Origin of the sequence: Nonomuraea sp. SBT364 (assembly GCF_001083785.1) — a bacterium.
Taxonomy (GTDB): Bacteria; Actinomycetota; Actinomycetes; order Streptosporangiales; family Streptosporangiaceae; genus Nonomuraea.
The window spans coordinates 1-19,163 of sequence record NZ_LAVL01000013.1 but is presented as its reverse complement, the minus strand read 5'-3'; the positions used below and the strand labels follow the sequence as shown (position 1 = coordinate 19,163).

Genomic DNA, 19,163 nt, shown 5'->3' with positions numbered 1-19,163 from the left:
TCACGACACCCTCATCCGGTTTCACCGGTTGCGCCGCCTCCGGGGCCGGTCCGTCAGTCGGCGAGGTCGCACAGCATCTGGGGAAGCACCTGCTTGCAGGTGTCGCACGACTCCGCGAAGTCCGCGGTGTCCCAGATCCGCTTGCCGCTGTCCGACGGGTAGTCGCGGAAGAACGTCTCCGCCAGGGAGATGCATTCCGGCGCCGCGCCACGTTGTTTCGTGGTTGTGAAGATCTGGCTGAGGAGCTTCTGCGCCGCGCACTGGCCGGGTGTGAAGTAACGCTCCTGGCGGATGTCCGCCGAGTCGCGCCAGGAGAGCACCGCCGGGGTGAACGGCTGCCCCTTGATGCCCAGCAGCTTGCCGTTCACGAGGACCGTCGTGTCCTGGACGAAAATGGTCTCCTTGGGCAGTCCCTTCCTGTCGATGTTGGGCAGGATCTTGCCGGCGCTGTCGCCGGAGATGGTGACGTACAGCATCTTCTGGCTTTTGAACGAGGCCACCGCCGCGCCCATCATGGTGGCCGGCGGGAGCGCCGGTCCGGATTTCTGCAGCACGGATCGGGCGAGCCGGTAAACCGCGTCCTTGAACGAATCCAGCAGCGCCGCACTGCCGTCGGGGCGTATGTACGGAACTTTGTGCCTGTCGATCGGCTGTTCGCAGCGCGCGCATCTGCCGTGGTTGATGAGGCTGTCCGAGCCGCCGTACAGAGTGGTCATTCTCCCGGTCCTTTCCAGGCGGGGCGGCGCCCGGTGCCGGGCACCGGGCGCCGCGACGTTCTCAGGTGTTATGCCTGGCCGCTGTCGTCGCTCATGGTGCGCTTGACCTCGTCCAGGCCCTGCTGGATCTGCTTGTCGTACTTGTGGCCGGTGTCGTTCTCGACGAACTCCTCGGCCTTGTCGAGGATTTCCGCCGTCTCGGCGGGGTGCTCCTCGGCCAGTTCCTCGGCCTTCTTGATCCAGTCCTTGATTCCCATGACATTTCTCCTTGGTGTTTTCCGTTCACTGCTGCACGGCCCATTCGCCGGTCCTGTCGACGCGGTAGTTGCCTCCTCCCTGAGCCACGGTCGACCTGGCGAGCGGGAAATTCTGCGTGCAGTAGTCCACGAACCGCTGACGATCGTTCGACGACAGCGATTGGGTGGTGAAGAAGCCGATGACGGAGGTGCCCGCGTTGTTCGGCACCTGGTGGAACAACGACGGCAGATTGATGGCCTGGAACCCGCCGGACCCGTGATAGCCGCGGACGTTCTGATAGCGGCCGCCGACCTGGTTCCAGAGCACGACCACGGAGACGCAGTCGCCCATGGGGCCGGTGATGACGGTGTCATCCGCGGCACCGAGGTCCTGGGCGGGTTGCGGGTCGCTGCGCTGTTGCAGAATCATCGGCTTTTCCTTTCCACGTCGGCTTCCGGCAGCGGGACGACGGCCGTCGAGCGCATCGGCGCGACCTTGGTCGCCAGGGCGGAGCTGAAGGCGGTGGTGAACACCATCCGGTTCATCACGGCCGAGCCGCTGAACTGGGACAGCGTGCCGGGGTCCGTCAGCGCGGACCACGGGTATCCCGTGGCGTGCTCCGCCGGCGCGAGCTCGTTGTAGTCGTACACGAGCACGGGCACGTCGTTGTTCAGCGTGGCGATGAGCAGCAGGCTCCGGGCCGGCGTCTGGTTCGACTGGGCCGCCCAGGCCCGGCGGATCGCCGGACCGGCCCGTTCCAGCGCCGATACCTCGGCCACCAGCCGGTCGACGAGATCGGCGGACGCGATCTTGACCATCTCCCCGGCGATGGACGTCAGCGGCGTGCCGCCGGTCGTCAGCGGTGTGTCGTGTGTGGCGATGTCCGTGCTGGTCCAGCCGATGTTGCCGAGCGCCTGCCGCAGCGCGTTGGCGTAGCCGCCGGCGTCGGCCGCCACGGTCTGCGCCGCGACGTGCCTGGCCAGCAGGACCGAGTTGACGACGTCCTGGCCCTGCTGCGCCGTGAGACCGCTGTCCAGCAGCAGGAACGCGCCGTCGACGAGCAGTGCGTCCATCGGAGGCCGCCTACAGCGACGGGAGGTTGGCGATGTAGCTGCTCGCATGGCTGCTCATCTTCTGCGTCACGGTCTCCCGGACCGTGCCGTAGAGAGCGTCGTTGAGCACCAGCGCGGTCTGGCCCTGCTGGATGTGCACGGACGACGACGAGTAGGACATCCAGAGGAACTTGGTCGCGGTCTCGCTGCCGGCGAAGTGGAAGGCGGACAGCTTCACGGCGACGTTGTTGTTGGTCTCGGTGGCCAGGCCGATCGAGAAGCTTCCGTTGTTCTCGCTGGTGGACTGGCTGTGGTAGAGCTGCCATGGCGCCGCGTCGGCGTTGGCCGACGACTTCAGCGCGTCCAGGGCCGCCTTGACGATCTCCAGCTCGGGCGCGGTGACCAGCGAGGTCATGATCTCCAGCACCACCTTGTCGATCTCGACGGTGGCGGTCTGCGCGGTGTAGTCGGCGAAGTTGACCGACTGGCCGGTGTAACCGATGTTGGTCAGCACGTTGATGACGCCGTGGTAGTAGCCGAGCGGGTCGGCCTCCGCGTTGGCTCCCTGGGCGGTGACGGCGAGCTGGGCCAGGCCGAACGAGTTCAGCAGGTCGTCCTTGTGCTGGGATGACACGTCGGCGGTGAACGCGACCATCGAATTGCCGACGACGGACGCGCTCTCGCCGGTGCTCTGCGTCGGCGCCTCGGCGGCCCCCATCGCGGCCTGCGGCCTGGGCGGCGGGGGCGGCAGCTTCACGGCTGCGGCGAACGCGGATTGGTTGCTCATCGTTCCTCCTACGGATCGGAGCGGACTGATGACCAACAGTGAAGCCGGGAGGCCGTTTCCGGGGCGGGGGCGGATCCGGGCGCCGGCGGGACGTGGCCGCGTGCCGGCGTGGCGGCCGCGTTGCCGCCGCGCGGGCGTCGGCACACCGGCGTGGCACACTCACGCAACGCCGCCGTGTTCACCAGCGGGGCGGACACCGGCTTGACCTGGAGAATCTGGACATTTCGCCCGGTCGGCGTGACCGGATCGCCTCAGCCGGGCACGCGCACGACACCTGTGACGGAGGCCGCCGTACATGATCCACACGCCCGTGTCCGTGTGATGATGCGATCGCGGCGCGTGAACGTGGTCGTGACTTTCTGCCAGCTGTTCCGCATATGCCTGGATACGCTCATCCGGGGTGGGGCCAGGGGGAGGATGCAGGTGGCGAAATCAGACCAAGAGCTACGGCTCCTGGGGCCGTTCCGGCTACGGCGGGGTGGCTCCACGCTGCACCTGCCCCACGGGGTGGCGAGGATGATCGCGGCACTGGCGGTCATCGGGCCGATGTCCCGTTCGCAGACGGCCGGACTGCTCTGGCCCGGCGGGACCGAGCAGCAGGCGCTGGCCAACCTCCGCACCACCCTGTCCAGGCTGGCCAGGGTGACGCGTGACGTCGTCGAGTGCGACGGCGACATCCTGTGCCTGTCCGAAGGCACGAAGGTGGACGTCGAGATGCTGACCCGATGGATCAACGACACCATCTACGGCGGGGGCGCCTCCGCCGGGGAGCTGGCCGGCCCGCCCGCCGACGTCGACCGGCCGCTGCTGGCCGACTGGACCGACGAGTGGGCCGTCGACCGCCGTGAGCGGCTGCGCACGCTCACCGCCCAGGCGTTGCAGAGCGCCGCCGCCCGGCTGCTCAGCCTCGGCCGGCCCGCCGAGGCGCTGCCGTACGGGCTCGCCGCGGTGCAGACCGAGCCGTGGTCGGAGAGCGCGAACCGCATCCTCCTGGAGATCCACGCCCGCCGCGGCGACCCGAGCAGCGCGCTGCGCCAGTACGAGAAGTTCAGCAGAATCCTGTCGCGGGAGCTCGGCGTACGTCCGGCGCCGGACATCGTCGCGGTGATCCGGCAGCTCTACCCCTTCGGCACCGGCCGGGTGGAGGCGGTCTGACGTCAGCGGGCCCGGCTCGGCGCCCAGGCGTCACCCGGCCTGGTCGCGTCCGAAAGGTGCCAGTGTCCGGTGGTTCGTCACTGGTTGGGTGAGGCCGTGCCAACCACCACCACCCGCTCACCCCTTGTCAGCTGGCTCGGCGTCACGACGCTCATGCTGGGCATCTTCGCCATCGTCACCAGCGAGATCCTGCCGATCGGCCTGCTGAGCGCCATCGGCGCCGACTTCGGCGTCTCCGACGGCGTCGCGGGGCTGACCATGGCCCTGCCCGGCATCGTGGCCGCGGTCGCCGCGCCCACCGTCACGCTGACCACCGCCCGCCTGGACCGCCGCCTGATGCTGTGCGCCCTCATGGCGGTGCTTCTCGTCGCCGACGTGCTGGCCGCGGTGGCGACCTCCTACTGGGTGATGCTGATCTCCCGGGTGCTCGTCGGCGTCACCATCGGCGGCTTCTGGTCCATCGGGGCGGGGCTGGCGGGCCGCCTGGTCGCGCCGCGCGCCGTCGGCGCGGCCACCGCCGTGATCTTCTCGGCCGTGCCGCTGGGGTCGGTGCTCGGCGTCCCGGCCGGCACCTTCATCGGCGATCTCGCCGGCTGGCGCACCGCGTTCCTGGTGCTGGCCGCGCTGGCCCTCGTCGTGCTGGCCGCCCTGGTGATGCTGCTGCCGCCGCTGCCCGCGCACCAGGTGACCAGCCCGCGTGCCCTGCTCGACCTGTTGCGCACCCGGGGCACGGGCAGGGCTCTGCTGGCCACGTTCCTCATCGTCCTCGCCCATTTCGGCACGTACACCTATGTCACGCCCTTTCTCGAGGACGTCACCGGCCTGCGTCCCGCCGCCGTCAGCGCCGTTCTGCTGGCGTACGGCATCGCGGGGATCGCCGGGAACTTCCTGGCGGGCCGGGTCGTCGCCACCCGTCCGCGCGCCGCCTTCGTGACCTGCGGCTGCCTGATCGCCGCCGCCACCCTGCTGCTGCCCTGGGCCGGTGGCGCCGCCGTAGGCGCCGTGGTGCTGCTCGTGGTCTGGGGCCTGGCCTACGGCGGCGTGCCCGTCTGCTCGCAGGCGTCGTTCATCGCCGCCGCGCCGCACGCGCCCGAAGCCGCCACGGTCGTCTTCACCGCCTCCTTCCAGGCGACCTTCGCCCTCGGCGCGTTCCTGGGCGGACGCGTCGTCGACGCCTTCTCGGTCTCCGCCGTGCTGATCTGCGGCGGGCTGATCGCCCTCGTCATGGCGGCGGCATACCGCTAGCTGCACCCGCCCGGCCGGCGTGACTTCGCCCCGGCTCGCACTGAACGCCCCCCGGTGTCATTCTCCGGGGCGGGATCTCCGTACGCGCGACGCCGCGGCGGAGAGCGGCGCGCCGTCCTGGCCGAGCGGGAGGAGTTCGGGCAGCTCGCGTCCCCGGTCGTCGACGAGGACGGAGTGCGGCTCGTCCGGGGCGAAGGCGTGGCGCTCGCCCCACTGGCGGAGGGCGACGACGGTCGTGAACAGGTCCTGACCGGCTGCGGTGAGCCGATACGTGTGCCGTCTGCCGTCGGTGTCGGCGCTCTTGTCGAGGATGCCGTGCTCGACGAGCCTGCGGAGCCGGTCGGTGAGGATGTTGCGGGCGATCCCGAGCCGCCGGTGGAACTCGGTGAAGGACGTCGCCCCGTCCATCGCGTCACGGATGATCAGCAGGCTCCACCGGTCGCCTATCAGGTCGACGGTCCGCGCGACCGGGCAGGCGGGGTCGGTCCAGGCGCTTCCCGCAGCGAGTGCCACGTCCACCGGTCTCCCTCCGCGATGAGTTGCAATCTGAAACCAGTATGCCCTAGCGTCAGATGAGTTGCGTTTTGCAACCTATCTGGAGGTGGCAGGTGACCGGGAGACAGCGGGTCGTGCTCGCGCTGGTGTGCGCGGTGGCGGTGTCGACCATCTACGGCATCCAGCCGGTGCTCGAAGCCGCGGGCGAGGACCTCGGGCTGGGCGAGGGAGCGCTGGGGTGGCTGGTCGCGGCCGGTCAGATCGGCTATCTCGCGGGGCTGGTGCTGCTGGTCCCGCTCGGTGACCTGGTCGACCGCCGCAGGCTCATCACGGTGCACCTGCTGCTCACGGCAGCGGGCGCGGCGGTGGCCGCCGCCGCGCCCGGCGGCGGCGTCGCGATCGCGGGCCTGGCCCTGGCCGGGCTGTTCGCCGTCGTCGTCCAGGTCACGGTGGCCTACGTCGCCGCCGTCTCACCGGCCGGGGAGCGCGGCCGCAACATCGGCGCCGTCACCTCGGGCGTGGTCATCGGGATCCTCGGCGTGCGGGTGGTCGCGGGCGCCTTGGGCGAGCTGACCGGCTGGCGCGTGGTCTACCTCGTACTCGCCGGGCTCTGCGCCACGCTGGCGCTCGCCGCCCGCCTCACCCTCGGGGCGGACGTCCGCCGCCCCCGAGCCCGGTACGGGGAACTGCTGTCGTCGATGGGCCGGCTGGTCGTCGGCGACCGGCTCTTCCTCAGTCGCGGACTGGTCGCGTTCTTCCTGTTCGCCTCCTTCGGCACGCTGTGGAGCGGGCTGGCGCTCCCGCTCGGCGACGCGCCGTGGCACTTCGGCACCGCGGAGATCGGACTGTTCGGGCTCGCCGGTCTCACCGGGGCGCTGGGCGCGGCACGCGCCGGCCGCTGGGCCGACCGGGGCCGGGCGTCCACGGTCACCGGCTGGTCGCTGGCCCTGCTCACGGCGTCGTGGCTGCTGATCGGCCAGGCGGGGTCGTCGCTGTGGCTGTTGATCGTCGGGGTGATCGTCCTGGACTTCGCCGTGCAGGCCGTGCACGTCAGCAGCCAGCACCTGCTCACCACCGCCCATCCCGACCGGAGCAGCAGCGTCATCGGCGGCTACATGGCCTTCTACTCCCTCGGCTCCGCGCTCGGCGCGATCACCACCACCTGGGCCTACAGCGCCTCGGGATGGCCGGCCGCCGGCCTGCTCGGCGCGGCCTACGCCGCACTCGGACTCGTCGTCGCCGCCTCGACCCGGCGTTTCACCGCGGCGGCCCTGAGCGGATGCGCTCCACGAGCTGGTCGAGGGTGCCACGCTGACCGTGCAGGTGCTCCAGCCACCACGTGGCGCCCGCGTCGGCGTAGGGCGTCACCGAGGAGCCGGGCTCGCTCACCCCGATGAGCGCCACGTCGAGATCCGCCTCCGGCGGCCGGTGGCGGCGGATCTCGGCGACCTGCTCGGCCAGCCCGCCGGGGGACAGCGTCATGCGGCCGTCCGGGTCGTCGCCCGCGACGATCCAGCCGTCCCAGCGGGCGGCCCGGCGCAGGGCGGCGGGGGCCGAGCCGCCGACCCACACCGGGACCCGGGGCCGCTGGAGGGGCAGGGGCGACAGGCGTACGCCGTCGACCGTGTAGTGGGCGCCCCGGTGGCGCACCTCGTCGCCGGACCAGAGCGAGGAGATCACGTCGAGCGCCTCGTCGAGCACGGCCCCGCCGGGCCGGGGCGAGCCGAACGCGGTGAACTCGCCGGGCACCCCGCCCAGCCCGGCGCCCAGGATCGCCCGGCCGCCGCTCAGGCGGTCGAACGTGGCCACGGTGTGGGCCAGCGTCTCCGGGCGGTGCCGCGCGACGGCGGTGACCGCCGTGCCCAGCCTGATGCGAGAGGTCTCCCGGGCCGCTGCGGCCAGCACCACCCACGGGTCGGCCGACGGCATGCCCCAGGCGAAGGCCAGGTGGTCCCACACGAGCAGGGCGTCCCATCCGGCGGCCTCGGCCTCCCGGGCCAAGGTCACCAGACGCGCCGGCTCCGCGAGGTCACCGAGAATCGCGACGTCGATGCCATAGCGCATGCTTCCCATCCAAGCACCCGGCACCGACAGGATTCAGCGCGACACCTTGTCGAGGATCGCGGCCACCTCGGCGGCCCTGAACACGAAGCCCGCGTGCGAGGTGTCCAGGGTGTGCACGTCGTACGGGTTGCCGGGCGTCAGCGCGTCGGCCTCGGCGATCAGCCTGTCCTGCATGGCCACCGGGAGCGACCGGTCACCGGTGAGACGGATGTAGGAGCGGGCGATCGTGCCCCACGTGCCGGCGTCGGCGCGGGCGTCGGCCGTCATCACCGCGATCGACTCGTCCGGCTGCAGGATGTTGAGGAAGGCCCGGAACTGCTCGTCGGTGACGTCGGCCATGGTGGCCGCCTTGAGGTCGGCCAGCAGAGCCGGGTCGGCGGTGCGGTAGTTGGCCCGCCCGACGCCGAGCCGGGCCGGGTCGCCGACGTTGAACGCGGCCAGCGGCGCCGTCAGGTTGGCGGCGAACTCGGGCTCCCCCATGTACTCGATCGGGCTCGACCGCTCCACGCACGACCACGCGGAGATGTACACGAGCCGATCGACCAGGTCCGGAACCGTGTTGCCGACCCCGGTGATGGTCGTGCCGCCGAGGCTGGCGCCCACCAGCACCACCGGACCGTGCCCGGCCACCCGGCGGACGACGCCGACGACCTGGTCGACGTTGTCCTGGAGGGTGACGCCGGCCAGCGTCGACGGCTCGGCCGCCCATGCGTCGAGGTCCTGCGGGGCCTGGTAGGCGACCGGATACTGCGCGTCGAGGCCGTGGCCGGGCAGATCGACGGCGAGGCTGCGGTGCCCCAGCAACGCCAGCTCACGCTGGACGGAGGTCCACATGAACGAGCTGGACCCCGAGCCGTGGACCAGCACGAAGGTGGGAATCGATGGCATGGAGAAATCAGTCCAATCGTGAAGCCGCTGACGACAACGATGGTGGCCCTATCGTGCAAACATGACCAACGATTTCCGCCTCGTGCGCATCACCTCCGCCAACATCGACACCGCCATAGCCGTGAAAGTCCGCCCCGACCAGGAGCGTTTCGTCTCGGCCGTGGTCAAGTCGCTGGCGGAGGCGTACGTCTACCCGGATGTCGCCTGGCCGCGCCTCATCCTCGACGGCGATCAGCCCGTGGGCTTCCTCATGGCCTTCCTCGACATCGACTGGAACGGCAAGGGCGTCGACTTCCGGTCCGGCCTGTGGCGCCTGAACGTCACGCCGGAGGCGCAGGGACGCGGCGTCGGCAGCTTCGCCGTCGCCTCGGTGGCCGCCGAGATCAGGCGGCGCGGCGGCGCCAAGATGTACGTCACCTGGGAGCCGGCCGAGGACGGGCCGGAGAACTTCTACCGGAAGCTCGGGTTCGAGCTCACGGGAGAGCAGAGCGACGGCGAGACGGTCGGCGTGCTGGATCTGACCATCTCCGGGTGAATCCGGCACTTGTCCGTGCCATCGGCACCCGCGACCATGGGCAAGTGGATCTGTACCGCGACCCGTACCCGATCTATGCCGAGGCTCGGCGCACCCGCGGGCTCACGTTCGTGCCGGAGCTGGACGCCTGGCTGGTCAGCAGGCGGGAGGACGTCCGGGAGGTGCTCGGCAAGCCGGAGCTCTTCTCGTCGGCGGGCGCGCTGCGTCCCGACCGCCTTCCCGGGAAGGCCGCGCTCTCGGAGCTGGTCAAGGGGGTCGGCGGCGTGCAGGCGGTGCTGAGCGCCGACGGGGAGGCGCACCGGCGGCTGCGCCGGCCGCTCACCAGGGGGTTGTCGCCGGCCCGGGTAGCCGCCGTGCTGCCGTACGTGACCGAGCGGGCCGAGGCGCTGGCCGCGTCCTTCGCGGGGGACGGCGAGGTCGAGTGGATGGCGGCCTACGCCGGGCCGCTGCCCGCGGCCGTGATCGGGCACGTGATCGGGCTCGACCCGGCCGACACCCCCGGCGCGATCCGGGGCGCCCAGCGGGCGGAGGAGCTCCTGTTCACAGAGCTGGACGAAGCGGGGCAGGTCGCCGCCGCCAAGGAGATCGTGGCGCTGCAGCACCTGCTCGACGGCTATGCGCGGGCCCGGCGGCGCGAACCGCGTGACGACGTGTTCACCGAGATGGTCAGGGAGCTGGCGCCGGGATCCGGCGACCTGACCCTCGACCAGCGCAAGGAGATCGTCTCCAACATCCAGAACCTGCTGCTCGCCGGCCACCTCACCACGACCGCGCTGCTCGGCACTGTGGTGCTGCACCTGCTGCGCGACCGCCGCCAGTGGGAGCTGCTCCGCGAGCGGCCCGAGCTGGTGCCGGTCGCCGTCGAGGAGGCGGCCCGGTTCGAGGCTCCCGTGCAGGGCTTTCGCCGTACGGTCACCGCCGGGGTGACGCTGGGCGGCACCGAGCTGCGCAAGGACGACGTCGTGTTCGTCTCGTACGCCTCGGCGGGGCGTGACGCGGACCCCGGCGCGCGGCCGGACGTGTTCGACATCGGCCGGACGCCGCTGCGCAGCCTGTCCTTCGGCCACGGTCCGCACGGCTGTCCCGGCTCACAGCTCGCCAAGGAGCAGGTACGGGTCACGCTGGAGATCCTGATGCGTGAGTTCCCCGGGCTGCGGCTGGCCCGTGCGGAGGTTTCCATGGCGCCCACGCTCATCCACCGCTCGCCCGAGGCGCTGCACCTCACCTGGTGACGGCGGGGTCGTCCTCGCGGGAGTAGACCTGGGGCGGTCTCGGCATAGACCCAGGTCGCTAAAGGTGGACCCGGGCAATACGTAGGCTGTGCCCGTGCACGAGCGTGCGGACCACCAGCCGCCTCTGACCCGCGAGGGCGTCGCACTGCGTTATCTGTGCGCCGTCCTGCCGATGCTGTTCTACGGCGCCACCCTGGTCTGGGTGACCGTCCAGCATCCCGGTCGGCTGCCGTCCGTGCTCGTCGACGCCGGGCTGGGGGTGGCCGGGCTGGTGCTGATGCGGTGGCGGCGCCGGTGGCCGTGGCCCATCGCGCTGGCCACCGCGCTGCTGACCGCCTTCTCCACCGTGGCGACCGGCCCCGCCCAGGTGGCGTACGTGTCCCTGTGCACGCATCGCCGATGGCGCGAGATCGTCCCGGTGGCGAGCGTGTCCTGGCTGTGCCTGGCGGTGGGGGCGTCCTGGAGCGGCATCAACCAGGCGACCGCCGTCACGCTGGTCACCGGCACCTTCATCCTCGGCGGCCTGACCGTGTTCGGCCTCTACCTGCGCAGCCGCCGCGACCTGGAGGCCTCGCTGCGGGAGGCGGATCTGAGCGCCGAACGGGAGCAGCCGCACCGCATCGAGCAGGCCAAGCTGGCCGAACGAGTCAAGATCGCCCAGGAGATGCACGACGTGCTGGCGCACCGCATCTCCCTGCTGACCATGCTCGCCGGCGGCCTGGCCTACCGCACCGACCTCACCCCCGAGGAGACCCGCAGGACCGCGCTGGCCATCCAGGAAAACGCGCACCAGTCGATGAACGAGCTGCGCGCCGTCCTCGGCACACTGCGCCGCGACGGCGCCCTGGAGGCTCCGCAGCCGACGCTCGCCCAGGTCGAGGCCCTGATCGCCGAGGTGCGCTCGGCAGGCCAGCGGGTCGACGTGGACGACACCATCGAGCGGCGTGACCTGCTGCCCGCCCAGACCGGGCGGCACGCGTACCGCATCGTGCAGGAGGCGCTCACCAACGCCCGCAAGCACGCGCCGGCCGGCCGGGTGACCGCCGAGCTGAGCGGCCGCCCCGGTGCCGGCCTCCGCATCACGGTGAGCAACCCGGCGCCGCCCGCGACGGCCGGCCCGCCGCCACCGGATGATCCGGCCGTTCCCGGGCACGCGCCGCCCCACCCGGTGAAGCCGCAGCGGGAGCGGCTCGGGCTCGTGGGGCTGGCCGAGCGGGCGCGGATGGCCGGCGGCACAATCACCCACACCGTCCGCGACGGACGGTTCATCCTCGACGCCCACCTGCCCTGGGAGGCTTGACGTCATGACCGCGGCGGGAGGTTCGGCACCGTGACCCGGCTGGTGATCGTGGACGACGACGCGATGGTGCGCACCGGGCTCCGCCTCATCCTGGGCGGCGAGCCCGACTTCGAGCTCGTCGGCGAGGCCGCGGACGGCCGCCAGGCCATGGACGTGATCCGCGAGCTCACGCCGGACGTGGTGCTGATGGACATCCGGATGCCCGTTCAGGACGGGCTGGTCACCACCGAGCTGCTGCTGGGGCGGCCGGATCCGCCCCGGATCCTCGTGCTGACCACGTTCGACGCCGACGACATGGTGCTGCGGGCGTTGCGGCTCGGCGCCCGCGGCTTCCTGCTCAAGGACACGCCGCCGCCGAAGATGATCGAGGCCGTCCGGGCCGTGGCGCGCGGGGAGCCGGTGCTGTCGCCGAGCGTGGCCCAGCAGGTCATCGCCGCCGCCACGGCCCGGCACGAGCCTCGGCGGGCCGAAGCTCTGGAGGAGCTGGCCCGGCTCACCGAGCGCGAGCGCGAAGTCGCCGTCGAGGTGGCCAGGGGCGCATCCAACGCCGAGATCGGCGAACGCCTCTACATGAGCGTCGCGACCGTCAAGGCCAACGTCACGCGGATCTTCGCCAAGCTCGGCACCGACAACCGCGTCCTCGTCGCCATGAAGGTCCGCGACGCCGGCCTCCTGTGACCCGGCCGCGAGCCGGGCGTCGCTAGCCGGGGCCGTCCCGCAGGGCGTTCAGCCAGGCGATCAGGCGGCTGCCTTGGCTGGTCATGACCTCGGGGTCGCGCAGGGCGTTGGCCAGCAGGGACATGCCCTGGTAGGCGCCCACCAGGGTCAGGGCGAGCCCGGGAGGGTCGGGCAGGCCGAGTTCGCCGAACTGGCGTTCCACCCAGTTCAGCAGCAGCCGGATGACCCTGCCCGCCTCGGCGTCCAGGCCGCCGTCGTCGCGCTTGTCCAGCTCGGCGGCCAGGGTGCCGGTCGGGCAGCCGTAGCGGGCGGCGACGTCGCGCTGGCTCACCCACGCCTCGACGAGCCGCGTGAGCCGTTCGCGCGGGTCGGGAAGCTGGTCCAGCTCGGCCGTGAGCAGCTCCAGCTGGTGGGCGTGCTCGGAAAGGGCGGCCGCGACCAGCTCGTCCTTGGTCTTGAAGTAGTAGTAGACGTTGCCCACCGGGACGTCGGCGGCACGGGCGATGTCCGCGATGGTGGTGCGCTCGGCCCCCTGCTGGTGCACGACCCGGGCGGCGGCGGCCGTCAGTCGTCGCCGCTTGGCGGACGCGGCCCTCCCGCGGGCCCCCTTCAAGTCAGTCACCTGACTGACTATATGCCTGTCACCGGCGGGGAATGTCGGCGGTGGCCTGTTGAATGGGCGCCATGGACGGCAACGGTGACAGGCGAGGGATGTTCTGGGACGTCATGGCGGGCAAGGCGCCGCCGCCGCCGGCCGCCGCGGTCCTGGGCTGGGAGCTCCTCAAGGTTGACCCGGAGGCGGGCACGATCGAGGTGGCGTTCCAGGCGCGCGAGCAGTTCGCCAACCCGGTCGGGGTGATCCAGGGCGGCTTCCTGGCGGCCATGCTCGACGACACGCTGGGGCCTGCCCTGGTCGCGACGCTGCCGGAGGGGCAGTTCGCGCCGACGCTGGAGCTCCATGTGCAGTTCCTCCGCCCAGCGCACCCCGGCCGGCTCGTGGGGCGTGGCCGGGTCGTCAAGCGCGGCAGGGACATCGCGTTCCTGGCCGGCGAGCTCGCCGGCCCCGACGGCGAGCTGGTGGCGACGGCGACCGCGACCACCCAGATCAAGAGCGTGTAGTCACTCGCCGGTCGCCCCGTCGATGCGCTCGCGCAGCAGGTCCGCGTGGCCGTTGTGCCGCGCGTACTCCTCGATCAGGTGCAGGAACACCCAGCGCAGGCTCATCTCCTGCTGCCGGTGCTCGTGGTGGAACGTCTCGTCCAGGTCGTGACCGGCGGCGGCCTGACGGGCCAGCTCGACCTCTCGCATGTACGTGGCGTAGTCCGCCTCGGCGTCGGCCGGGTCGACGTCCTGGAAGTCGCCGTCCGGGTTGTTCTCCATGTCGCAGTAGAGGAATTCGAGTCGCTCCCGGCCGAACCTGCGCCTGAACCAGGAGCGTTCCACCTCGGCCATGTGCCGCAGCAGGCCGAGCAGCGACATGGACGACGGTTCGGCGCTGCGCAGGACGAGCTGATCAGGGGTCAGCCCGGCGCATTTGAGCGCCAGGGTCTGCCGGTGGTGGTCGAGGAACGCCTCCAGGAGGACGCGTTCGCCGCCGGTGGGCGGGGTGTCGGAGCGGCTGATCTGCGGTGCGGTCCAGTGCATTGCCCTATCGTGCCTCGTCCAGGTTCCGGGTGATGCGTTCGAGCAGGTCCATGAGCTGTTCGTACTCGTCCTGGGTGATGTCGCGGGTCATCTGTGCGCGGATGTCCTGGACGCGGTCGCTGATGGCGGCGTGTGCCGTACGTCCCTCCGGGGTCAGCGTGTGGGAGCCGGTGGCGTCGCCGGCGATCCACCCGCGTGCGGCCAGGTCGGCGAGCACGCCGGGAGCCGTGTCACCCGGCCGCCAGAACGGCTCGAGCGCCAGGTGGAGCTCTTCGGCGCCGGTGGGGGCGCGGCTGATCACGTTGAGCGCCTGCCATTGGCGGCGGTTCAGGCCGGCCTCGGTGAAAGCCCGCTCGAAGGTGGTTTCGATCAGGTGGTCCAGCCGCTTCAGGCGGGATCCGATCATCATCGATTGCCTTCCTTGTCTTTGGACAACTACTTGTACGATGACATGTATCATGGCGGTATGGACGCTGTCGAGCAGGTTGAGCAGGCCATGGTGGCCATCCGCCGGAGGCAGAGCAGGCGGGCGGTGGCCCGGCTCGGCGGGGTGACGGGCCAGGCGTTCGACGTCCTCGACGTGATCGACGGCGCCGGACCGGCCACGGTCGGTTCTGTGGCGGGCTCGGCCACGGTGGGTTCTGTGGCGGGCTCGGCCACGGTTGGTTCTGTGGCGCTGGCGCTCGGGGTGGACCAGCCGAGGGCCAGCAAGCTCGTGACCGCCGCGGTCGACGCCGGCTGGGTGTGCCGCCGGGCCGACCAGGCCGACGGGCGCCGGTCGGTCCTCGTGCTCACCGACGCGGGCCGCGACGCCGTCGAGCAGGCGCACCGGTCGCGCCGGGCGGTGTTCGCCGACGCGATGACCGCCTGGACTGATGAGGAACGTGGGGAATTCGCCCGGTTGCTGACCAGGTTTGTCGCAGGACTGCCCGACTGAAAGCCGGGCGTGGCGCGGTGGTCCGCTGGGACAATTCGAGCATGTACCGAACTCTGGTCAGTGCCACCCTCGGCACCGCCGCCCTGCTGACCGCCGTCCCGGCCGCCTCGGCCGCCACCCCTCCGGCCTCAGCGGCCTCAGCGGCCTCTGGACCGGCGGCCACGGCTGCAGCGGCCTCGGTTGACGCGGCCACCCGATCTCAAGTCGTGGCGCCGGTGTCCGGGGCTGCCGTCTATGCCTCGTACGCCCGGGGTTACACCGTGACCCGTTACGGCGGGCGGCCGGCGGTGCTGGGGAAGCCGGGGGAGAGCTCGCAGTTCGCGGCCTCGCCCGACGGGCGGAAGGTCGCCTGGATCACGTCCGGCGGGCGGCTTCAGGTGCGCGAAGGCGGGAAGACCCGCACCGTCGCCCGGGGCCTGCAGGGCAGCACCCCCTGCCTGTCGCCGGTCTGGTCGCCCGACTCCCGGCGGGTGGCGTACGTCGGGGCAGGTCAGAGCGAGGCGCTGCCGGTGCGCGTGGTCGGCGCGGACGGCACCGGCGCGCGGGTCCTCGGCAAGACCCGCGGCGTCTGCCACCTGGCCTGGTCGCCCGACGGGCGCTACCTCGCCGGCTATGCGGGGACCACCGAGGGCGTCTACCGGCTGGACGCCAGGACCGGCAAGTCGGCCAAGCTCAAGGGCATCACCCTCGCCAACCACGTGCAGAGCCTGTCACCAGGCGGGCGGTACGTGGTCGTCCATACCCTTCGTCCCACCGATCCGGGCGGCGACGGGGTGTGGCCGACGGCGTTCACCCCGTCGCTGGTCGACACGGTGACCGGCCGCCGCGTGCCGATCCAGGTCAAGGGCCGCCAGCTCGGCGCCTTCCACCTGCCTGACGGGCGCCTGGTGGTGAGGGTCGCGGGCCGCAGCGCCAACACGCTGGTCGTCCTGGACCGCAAGGGCCACCAGGTGCAACGCCTCACCGAGCCCGCTGCCGCCAAGAGCCAGGCCCTCCTGCGACCGCTCCGCTGACCCGAGCACACTCGTCCCTCTTGACCTGCTCGTGCCTGGTCAAGAGGGACGGGAGGCGTGCTGGTCGTGCGCTCGGCGGATCAGGGACATGAGCTTGTCGTCCTCCCGGAGCTTGGCGCGGAACTTCTCCGGGAGCCCGCGCAGGCGCTCCTCCTCGGCGACGAGCCTGCGGTAGGTGGCGTCGCGTTCGGCGGGTTCGAGATCGTCCTCCAGGAGTGCGGTGGCGCAGCGCCGGGCGCAGGAGGCGACGTTCTGGGCGCGCCCCCGGGTGCTGAGGAGCGAGGCGGCGATCGTGACGACGAGGACGCCGATGATCACCGACAACGACAGGCCGGTGCTGATCTCGGTGACGGGCACGGGCTCGCCGTCGTTGATGAACGGCACGTTGTTCTCGTGCAGGGCGTGCAGGACGAGCTTCACGCCGATGAACGCCAGCACCGCGGCCAGCCCGAAGGAGAGGTAGATGAGCCGGTCCAGCAGCTCGTCGATGAGGAAGTAGAGCTGGCGCAGTCCCAGCAGCGAGAACGCGGTGGCGGTGAAGACCAGGTAGACGTTCTGGGTGAGGCCGAAGATGGCCGGGATCGAGTCCAGCGCGAACAGCAGATCGGTGCCGGCGATGGCGACCATGACGAGCAGCATCGGCGTGAGCACGCGTTTGCCGTCGACGACCGTGGTCAGCTTGTCGCCGTCGTAGTGCTCGGAGGTGCGGAACAGCCTGCGGGCCAGGCGGCTCATGAGGTTGTCCGGCGAGTGGCTCTCCTGGCTCTCGGGCTTCAGCAGGTTGCCCGCGGTGATGAGCAGGATGAGCCCGAACAGGTAGAACACCCAGGCGAACGTGTTGATCAGCGCCGCGCCCACGAGGATGAACCCGGTGCGCGCGATCAGCGCGAACACGATGCCGAACAGCAGCACCTTCTGCTGGTCGGCGCGCGGCACGCGGAAGCCCGACATGATCACGAGGAAGACGAACAGGTTGTCGACCGAGAGCGCCTTCTCCGTCACGTAACCGGCGAAATACTCGGTCCCCATGTCGCCGCCGCCGAACATCCACACGCCGACGCCGAACAGGATGGCGATGCCGACGTAGGCCGCCGACCACACCGCGGCCTCGCGCAACGACGGGATGTGCGCCTTGCGTACGTGGAAGAAGAAGTCGAACAGCAGCAGGCCGACGATCCCGAGGACCGTCAGCCACCACACCAGGGACGGCACGTCCACCCGTGACCTCCATCGAGTCGCCGATCAGTGAGCAGTACCCAGGCGCGTAGACCTCAAGCGGTCGAACGGTAGACCTAGGACTACTGCCCTGACCTGCGGCGTCTCGATAACGTCGCAGATGTGTTGACGAGGACCGCGCTGGAGGCGCTCACCAGGCGGCCGGTCGCCTTCCTGACGTCGGCGTGGCCGTGGCGGTCACTGGCGTACCTGATGGCCGGTCAGCTGCCGGGGGTGATCGTGCTGTTCGCCGCGATCACCGGCGACCTGCTGCCGGCCACGCCGCGCCTGGTCGGCGGGGCGGTGGTCATGGTGGCCGCGCTGCCGCTGGTCGCGTGGCTGGAGCGCGAACGGCTGCGGCTGGTGGACGAGAAGCCGCTCGGGCAGGTGGCACGCGGCCGTCAGCTGGGGCTGGCCGTGCTCACGGTGCTGGCCCTGTGGTGGGTCGACCTGCTGATGATCCTCCTGACCGTCGTCGGGCCGGTGCTGCTGATCCTGACGCCGCTGGTGCAGCCGTCGGTGGCGCCGCCGGCCGGTGCGATCGCGAGCGTGGCCGGGGTGGTGCTGGTGCCGGTGGCGGCCTACACGATGACCGCGTGGGCCGGTGGCCGGGGCGCGATGGCGCGGGCGCTCATGGCGCCGCTCGGCAGCGAGCTCGACGAGGTGCTGCGGTCGCGCGCCCGGCTGGTTGACGCGTTCGAGCTGGAGCGCCGCCGGATCGAGCGCGATCTGCACGACGGCGCGCAGCAGCGGCTGGTGGCGCTGTCCATGAGCCTGGGCCTGGCCCGGCTCGACCTGCCCGACGACTCCTCGGTGAGCCGGCTGGTCGGGCAGGCGCAGCACGAGGCCAAGCAGGCGCTGGCCGAGCTGCGGGAGCTGATCCGAGGCGTGCATCCCGAGGTGCTGACCGGCCGCGGGCTGGCGGCGGCGGTGCGCGACGTGGCCGGCAGGTCGCCGGTGCCGGTCGAGGTGGTGATCGACCTGGATCGCAGGCTGTCCCCTGCCGTCGAGGTGACGGCCTATTACGTGGTGAGCGAGGCGCTGGCCAACGTCGCCAAGCACAGCGGCGCGTCCCGGGCCCGCGTCACCGGGCACGTCCGCGACGGCACCCTGGTGATCGAGGTGCGCGACGACGGCCGAGGCGGGGCCGATCCGGCCCGGGGGACCGGGCTCACCGGGCTGGCCGACCGGCTGGCCGTGGTTGACGGAAGACTGTCCGTGCGAAGCCCGGCCGGCGGGCCGACCCTGCTCAGAGTGGAGATTCCGTGCGCGTGGTGATCGCCGAAGACGCCGTCCTGCTGCGCGAGGGCCTGGCCGGGCTGCTCCAGCGGTTCGGCCACGAGGTCGTCGCCTCGGTGGGCGACGCCGAGGCGCTGGTCGAGGTCGCGCGCGAGCTGCGGCCCGACGCGGTGGTGACGGATGTACGGATGCCGCCCGGGTTCACCGACGAGGGGCTGCGGGCGGCGCTGGTGCTGCGGGCGGAGCGGCCCGAGCTGGCGGTGCTCGTGCTCAGCCAATACGTCGAGCAGACCTATGCCGCGGAGCTGCTCGACTCGGGGCGCGGTGCGGGCATCGGCTATCTGCTGAAAGATCGCGTCGGTGATGTGCGCGAGTTCGTCGACGCCCTGGTCAGGGTGGCGGGGGGCGGCACGGTCGTCGACCCCGAGGTGGTGCGGCAGTTGCTGCGGCGGCGGCGCGACCCGCTGGAGCGGCTCACGCCCAGGGAGCAGGAGGTGCTGGCGCTGATCGCCGAAGGGCGGGCCAACGCCTCGATCGCCCGTGAGCTGGTGGTCACCGAGGCGGCGGTGGCCAAGCACATCGCCAACATCTTCGCCAAACTCGACCTGCCGCCCGCCGCCGACGGCCATCGCCGGGTGCTCGCCGTGCTGGCCTACCTACGAAGCTGACCACCGACCCGCCGCTCGGGGCTGATCGCGCCAGGCAGGCCGGGCTGGTCGGGGTGGGCGGGC

23 protein-coding genes and 1 pseudogene are annotated in these 19,163 nt (G+C 71.5%); 12 read left to right on the top strand and 12 right to left on the bottom strand.

Features of this window, described 5'->3' with window-relative positions:
• Positions 1–53 precede the first annotated feature (53 nt).
• From ADY59_RS08990 to ADY59_RS08970, 5 genes are all read right to left on the bottom strand, one after another.
• Complete coding sequence (locus tag ADY59_RS08990; protein WP_049560097.1) at positions 54–716, bottom strand: hypothetical protein; 663 nt, start codon at positions 714–716, stop codon at positions 54–56.
• Positions 717–784: 68 nt separating this feature from the next.
• Positions 785–973, bottom strand: coding sequence for an antitoxin (locus ADY59_RS51190; RefSeq protein ID WP_049560095.1), 189 nt, complete (start codon positions 971–973; stop codon positions 785–787).
• A 25-nt stretch (positions 974–998) separates the two neighbouring features.
• Positions 999–1,382: a hypothetical protein gene (locus ADY59_RS51185; RefSeq protein WP_049560093.1), complete on the bottom strand. Its 384-nt coding sequence runs from the start codon at positions 1,380–1,382 to the stop codon at positions 999–1,001.
• A complete protein-coding gene (locus ADY59_RS08975; protein ID WP_049560091.1) occupies positions 1,379–2,026 on the bottom strand; it encodes a hypothetical protein in 648 nt (215 codons plus the stop codon). Before ADY59_RS08975 ends, ADY59_RS51185 begins: the two co-directional genes overlap by 4 nt.
• A 10-nt stretch (positions 2,027–2,036) precedes the next feature.
• The gene (locus tag ADY59_RS08970; RefSeq protein WP_049560089.1) at positions 2,037–2,792 is read right to left on the bottom strand and encodes a hypothetical protein; all 756 of its coding nucleotides are present in this window, start codon (positions 2,790–2,792) and stop codon (positions 2,037–2,039) included.
• 516 nt (positions 2,793–3,308) lie between these two features.
• Between ADY59_RS08970 and ADY59_RS08965 the strand changes: the two genes are divergently transcribed.
• Together ADY59_RS08965 and ADY59_RS08960 are read left to right on the top strand one after the other, a co-directional pair.
• Positions 3,309–3,947: an AfsR/SARP family transcriptional regulator gene (locus ADY59_RS08965; protein WP_049560087.1), complete on the top strand. Its 639-nt coding sequence runs from the start codon at positions 3,309–3,311 to the stop codon at positions 3,945–3,947.
• Positions 3,948–4,043: 96 nt separating this feature from the next.
• Positions 4,044–5,192: an MFS transporter gene (locus ADY59_RS08960; protein WP_231618615.1), complete on the top strand. Its 1,149-nt coding sequence runs from the start codon at positions 4,044–4,046 to the stop codon at positions 5,190–5,192.
• 57 nt (positions 5,193–5,249) lie between these two features.
• On the opposite strand, the gene ADY59_RS08955 is transcribed toward ADY59_RS08960, so the two are convergent.
• Positions 5,250–5,711: a winged helix-turn-helix transcriptional regulator gene (locus ADY59_RS08955; protein WP_049560082.1), complete on the bottom strand. Its 462-nt coding sequence runs from the start codon at positions 5,709–5,711 to the stop codon at positions 5,250–5,252.
• An 89-nt stretch (positions 5,712–5,800) separates the two neighbouring features.
• Between ADY59_RS08955 and ADY59_RS08950 the strand changes: the two genes are divergently transcribed.
• A complete protein-coding gene (locus ADY59_RS08950; RefSeq protein WP_231618614.1) occupies positions 5,801–7,084 on the top strand; it encodes an MFS transporter in 1,284 nt (427 codons plus the stop codon).
• A 46-nt stretch (positions 7,085–7,130) separates the two neighbouring features.
• Here the strand turns inward: ADY59_RS08950 and ADY59_RS52385 are convergent.
• Both ADY59_RS52385 and ADY59_RS08940 read right to left on the bottom strand, forming a co-directional pair.
• Positions 7,131–7,751: pseudogene (locus ADY59_RS52385) on the bottom strand (LLM class flavin-dependent oxidoreductase); the annotation flags it as partial.
• Positions 7,752–7,784: 33 nt separating this feature from the next.
• Positions 7,785–8,639: an alpha/beta fold hydrolase gene (locus tag ADY59_RS08940; RefSeq protein ID WP_049560076.1), complete on the bottom strand. Its 855-nt coding sequence runs from the start codon at positions 8,637–8,639 to the stop codon at positions 7,785–7,787.
• Positions 8,640–8,700: 61 nt separating this feature from the next.
• Between ADY59_RS08940 and ADY59_RS08935 the strand changes: the two genes are divergently transcribed.
• The 4 genes from ADY59_RS08935 to ADY59_RS08920 all read left to right on the top strand — a co-directional run bounded on the left by ADY59_RS08935 (position 8,701) and on the right by ADY59_RS08920 (position 12,384).
• The gene (locus tag ADY59_RS08935) at positions 8,701–9,174 is read left to right on the top strand and encodes a GNAT family N-acetyltransferase (RefSeq protein ID WP_049560074.1); all 474 of its coding nucleotides are present in this window, start codon (positions 8,701–8,703) and stop codon (positions 9,172–9,174) included.
• Positions 9,175–9,218: 44 nt separating this feature from the next.
• On the top strand, positions 9,219–10,406 hold the full coding sequence (locus ADY59_RS08930) for a cytochrome P450 (RefSeq protein ID WP_231618613.1): 1,188 nt from the start codon (positions 9,219–9,221) through the stop codon (positions 10,404–10,406).
• 94 nt (positions 10,407–10,500) lie between these two features.
• Positions 10,501–11,706 (top strand): sensor histidine kinase, encoded by a 1,206-nt coding sequence (locus tag ADY59_RS08925; protein WP_156325384.1) that lies wholly within the window; start codon positions 10,501–10,503, stop codon positions 11,704–11,706.
• A gap of 30 nt (positions 11,707–11,736) precedes the next feature.
• Positions 11,737–12,384 (top strand): response regulator transcription factor, encoded by a 648-nt coding sequence (locus tag ADY59_RS08920; RefSeq protein WP_082309962.1) that lies wholly within the window; start codon positions 11,737–11,739, stop codon positions 12,382–12,384.
• 22 nt (positions 12,385–12,406) lie between these two features.
• Here ADY59_RS08920 and ADY59_RS08915 read toward each other — a convergent pair whose 3' ends face one another.
• Positions 12,407–13,006, bottom strand: coding sequence for a TetR/AcrR family transcriptional regulator (locus ADY59_RS08915; RefSeq protein WP_049560069.1), 600 nt, complete (start codon positions 13,004–13,006; stop codon positions 12,407–12,409).
• A 62-nt stretch (positions 13,007–13,068) separates the two neighbouring features.
• Here ADY59_RS08915 and ADY59_RS08910 point away from each other — a divergent pair, with 62 nt between their 5' ends.
• A complete protein-coding gene (locus tag ADY59_RS08910; RefSeq protein ID WP_049560349.1) occupies positions 13,069–13,503 on the top strand; it encodes a PaaI family thioesterase in 435 nt (144 codons plus the stop codon).
• Here the strand turns inward: ADY59_RS08910 and ADY59_RS08905 are convergent, their stop codons facing one another.
• Complete coding sequence (locus ADY59_RS08905; protein ID WP_049560066.1) at positions 13,504–14,028, bottom strand: DinB family protein; 525 nt, start codon at positions 14,026–14,028, stop codon at positions 13,504–13,506.
• A 4-nt stretch (positions 14,029–14,032) separates the two neighbouring features.
• A complete protein-coding gene (locus ADY59_RS08900) occupies positions 14,033–14,437 on the bottom strand; it encodes a MarR family winged helix-turn-helix transcriptional regulator (protein ID WP_049560064.1) in 405 nt (134 codons plus the stop codon).
• Between the two features lie 57 nt (positions 14,438–14,494).
• Here ADY59_RS08900 and ADY59_RS08895 point away from each other — a divergent pair, with 57 nt between their 5' ends.
• Together ADY59_RS08895 and ADY59_RS08890 are read left to right on the top strand one after the other, a co-directional pair.
• Positions 14,495–14,965: a MarR family winged helix-turn-helix transcriptional regulator gene (locus tag ADY59_RS08895; protein WP_049560346.1), complete on the top strand. Its 471-nt coding sequence runs from the start codon at positions 14,495–14,497 to the stop codon at positions 14,963–14,965.
• A gap of 41 nt (positions 14,966–15,006) precedes the next feature.
• Positions 15,007–15,978: a hypothetical protein gene (locus ADY59_RS08890; protein WP_156325383.1), complete on the top strand. Its 972-nt coding sequence runs from the start codon at positions 15,007–15,009 to the stop codon at positions 15,976–15,978.
• Positions 15,979–16,017: 39 nt separating this feature from the next.
• Here ADY59_RS08890 and ADY59_RS08885 read toward each other — a convergent pair whose 3' ends face one another.
• A complete protein-coding gene (locus ADY59_RS08885) occupies positions 16,018–17,196 on the bottom strand; it encodes a TerC family protein (RefSeq protein WP_049560059.1) in 1,179 nt (392 codons plus the stop codon).
• 120 nt (positions 17,197–17,316) lie between these two features.
• Between ADY59_RS08885 and ADY59_RS08880 the strand changes: the two genes are divergently transcribed.
• Both ADY59_RS08880 and ADY59_RS08875 read left to right on the top strand, forming a co-directional pair.
• The gene (locus ADY59_RS08880) at positions 17,317–18,471 is read left to right on the top strand and encodes a sensor histidine kinase (RefSeq protein WP_049560056.1); all 1,155 of its coding nucleotides are present in this window, start codon (positions 17,317–17,319) and stop codon (positions 18,469–18,471) included.
• Positions 18,459–19,100, top strand: a complete 642-nt coding sequence (locus ADY59_RS08875) for a response regulator (protein WP_049560054.1) — start codon at positions 18,459–18,461, stop codon at positions 19,098–19,100. Before ADY59_RS08880 ends, ADY59_RS08875 begins: the two co-directional genes overlap by 13 nt.
• Positions 19,101–19,163 lie beyond the last annotated feature (63 nt).

Bases quoted from the DNA above. Each gene is read 5' to 3' on its own strand.
- ADY59_RS51190 (WP_049560095.1), bottom strand. From the start codon at position 973: ATGGGAATCAAGGACTGGATCAAGAAGGCCGAGGAACTGGCCGAGGAG.
- ADY59_RS51185 (WP_049560093.1), bottom strand. From the start codon at position 1,382: ATGATTCTGCAACAGCGCAGCGACCCGCAACCCGCCCAGGACCTCGGT.
- ADY59_RS08910 (WP_049560349.1), top strand. From the start codon at position 13,069: ATGGACGGCAACGGTGACAGGCGAGGGATGTTCTGGGACGTCATGGCG.
- ADY59_RS08975 (WP_049560091.1), bottom strand. From the start codon at position 2,026: ATGGACGCACTGCTCGTCGACGGCGCGTTCCTGCTGCTGGACAGCGGT.
- ADY59_RS08965 (WP_049560087.1), top strand. From the start codon at position 3,309: ATGATCGCGGCACTGGCGGTCATCGGGCCGATGTCCCGTTCGCAGACG.
- ADY59_RS08970 (WP_049560089.1), bottom strand. From the start codon at position 2,792: ATGAGCAACCAATCCGCGTTCGCCGCAGCCGTGAAGCTGCCGCCCCCG.
- ADY59_RS08905 (WP_049560066.1), bottom strand. From the start codon at position 14,028: ATGCACTGGACCGCACCGCAGATCAGCCGCTCCGACACCCCGCCCACC.
- ADY59_RS08940 (WP_049560076.1), bottom strand. From the start codon at position 8,639: ATGCCATCGATTCCCACCTTCGTGCTGGTCCACGGCTCGGGGTCCAGC.
- ADY59_RS08990 (WP_049560097.1), bottom strand. From the start codon at position 716: ATGACCACTCTGTACGGCGGCTCGGACAGCCTCATCAACCACGGCAGA.
- ADY59_RS08935 (WP_049560074.1), top strand. From the start codon at position 8,701: ATGACCAACGATTTCCGCCTCGTGCGCATCACCTCCGCCAACATCGAC.
- ADY59_RS08900 (WP_049560064.1), bottom strand. From the start codon at position 14,437: ATGATGATCGGATCCCGCCTGAAGCGGCTGGACCACCTGATCGAAACC.
- ADY59_RS08895 (WP_049560346.1), top strand. From the start codon at position 14,495: ATGGACGCTGTCGAGCAGGTTGAGCAGGCCATGGTGGCCATCCGCCGG.
- ADY59_RS08890 (WP_156325383.1), top strand. From the start codon at position 15,007: ATGTACCGAACTCTGGTCAGTGCCACCCTCGGCACCGCCGCCCTGCTG.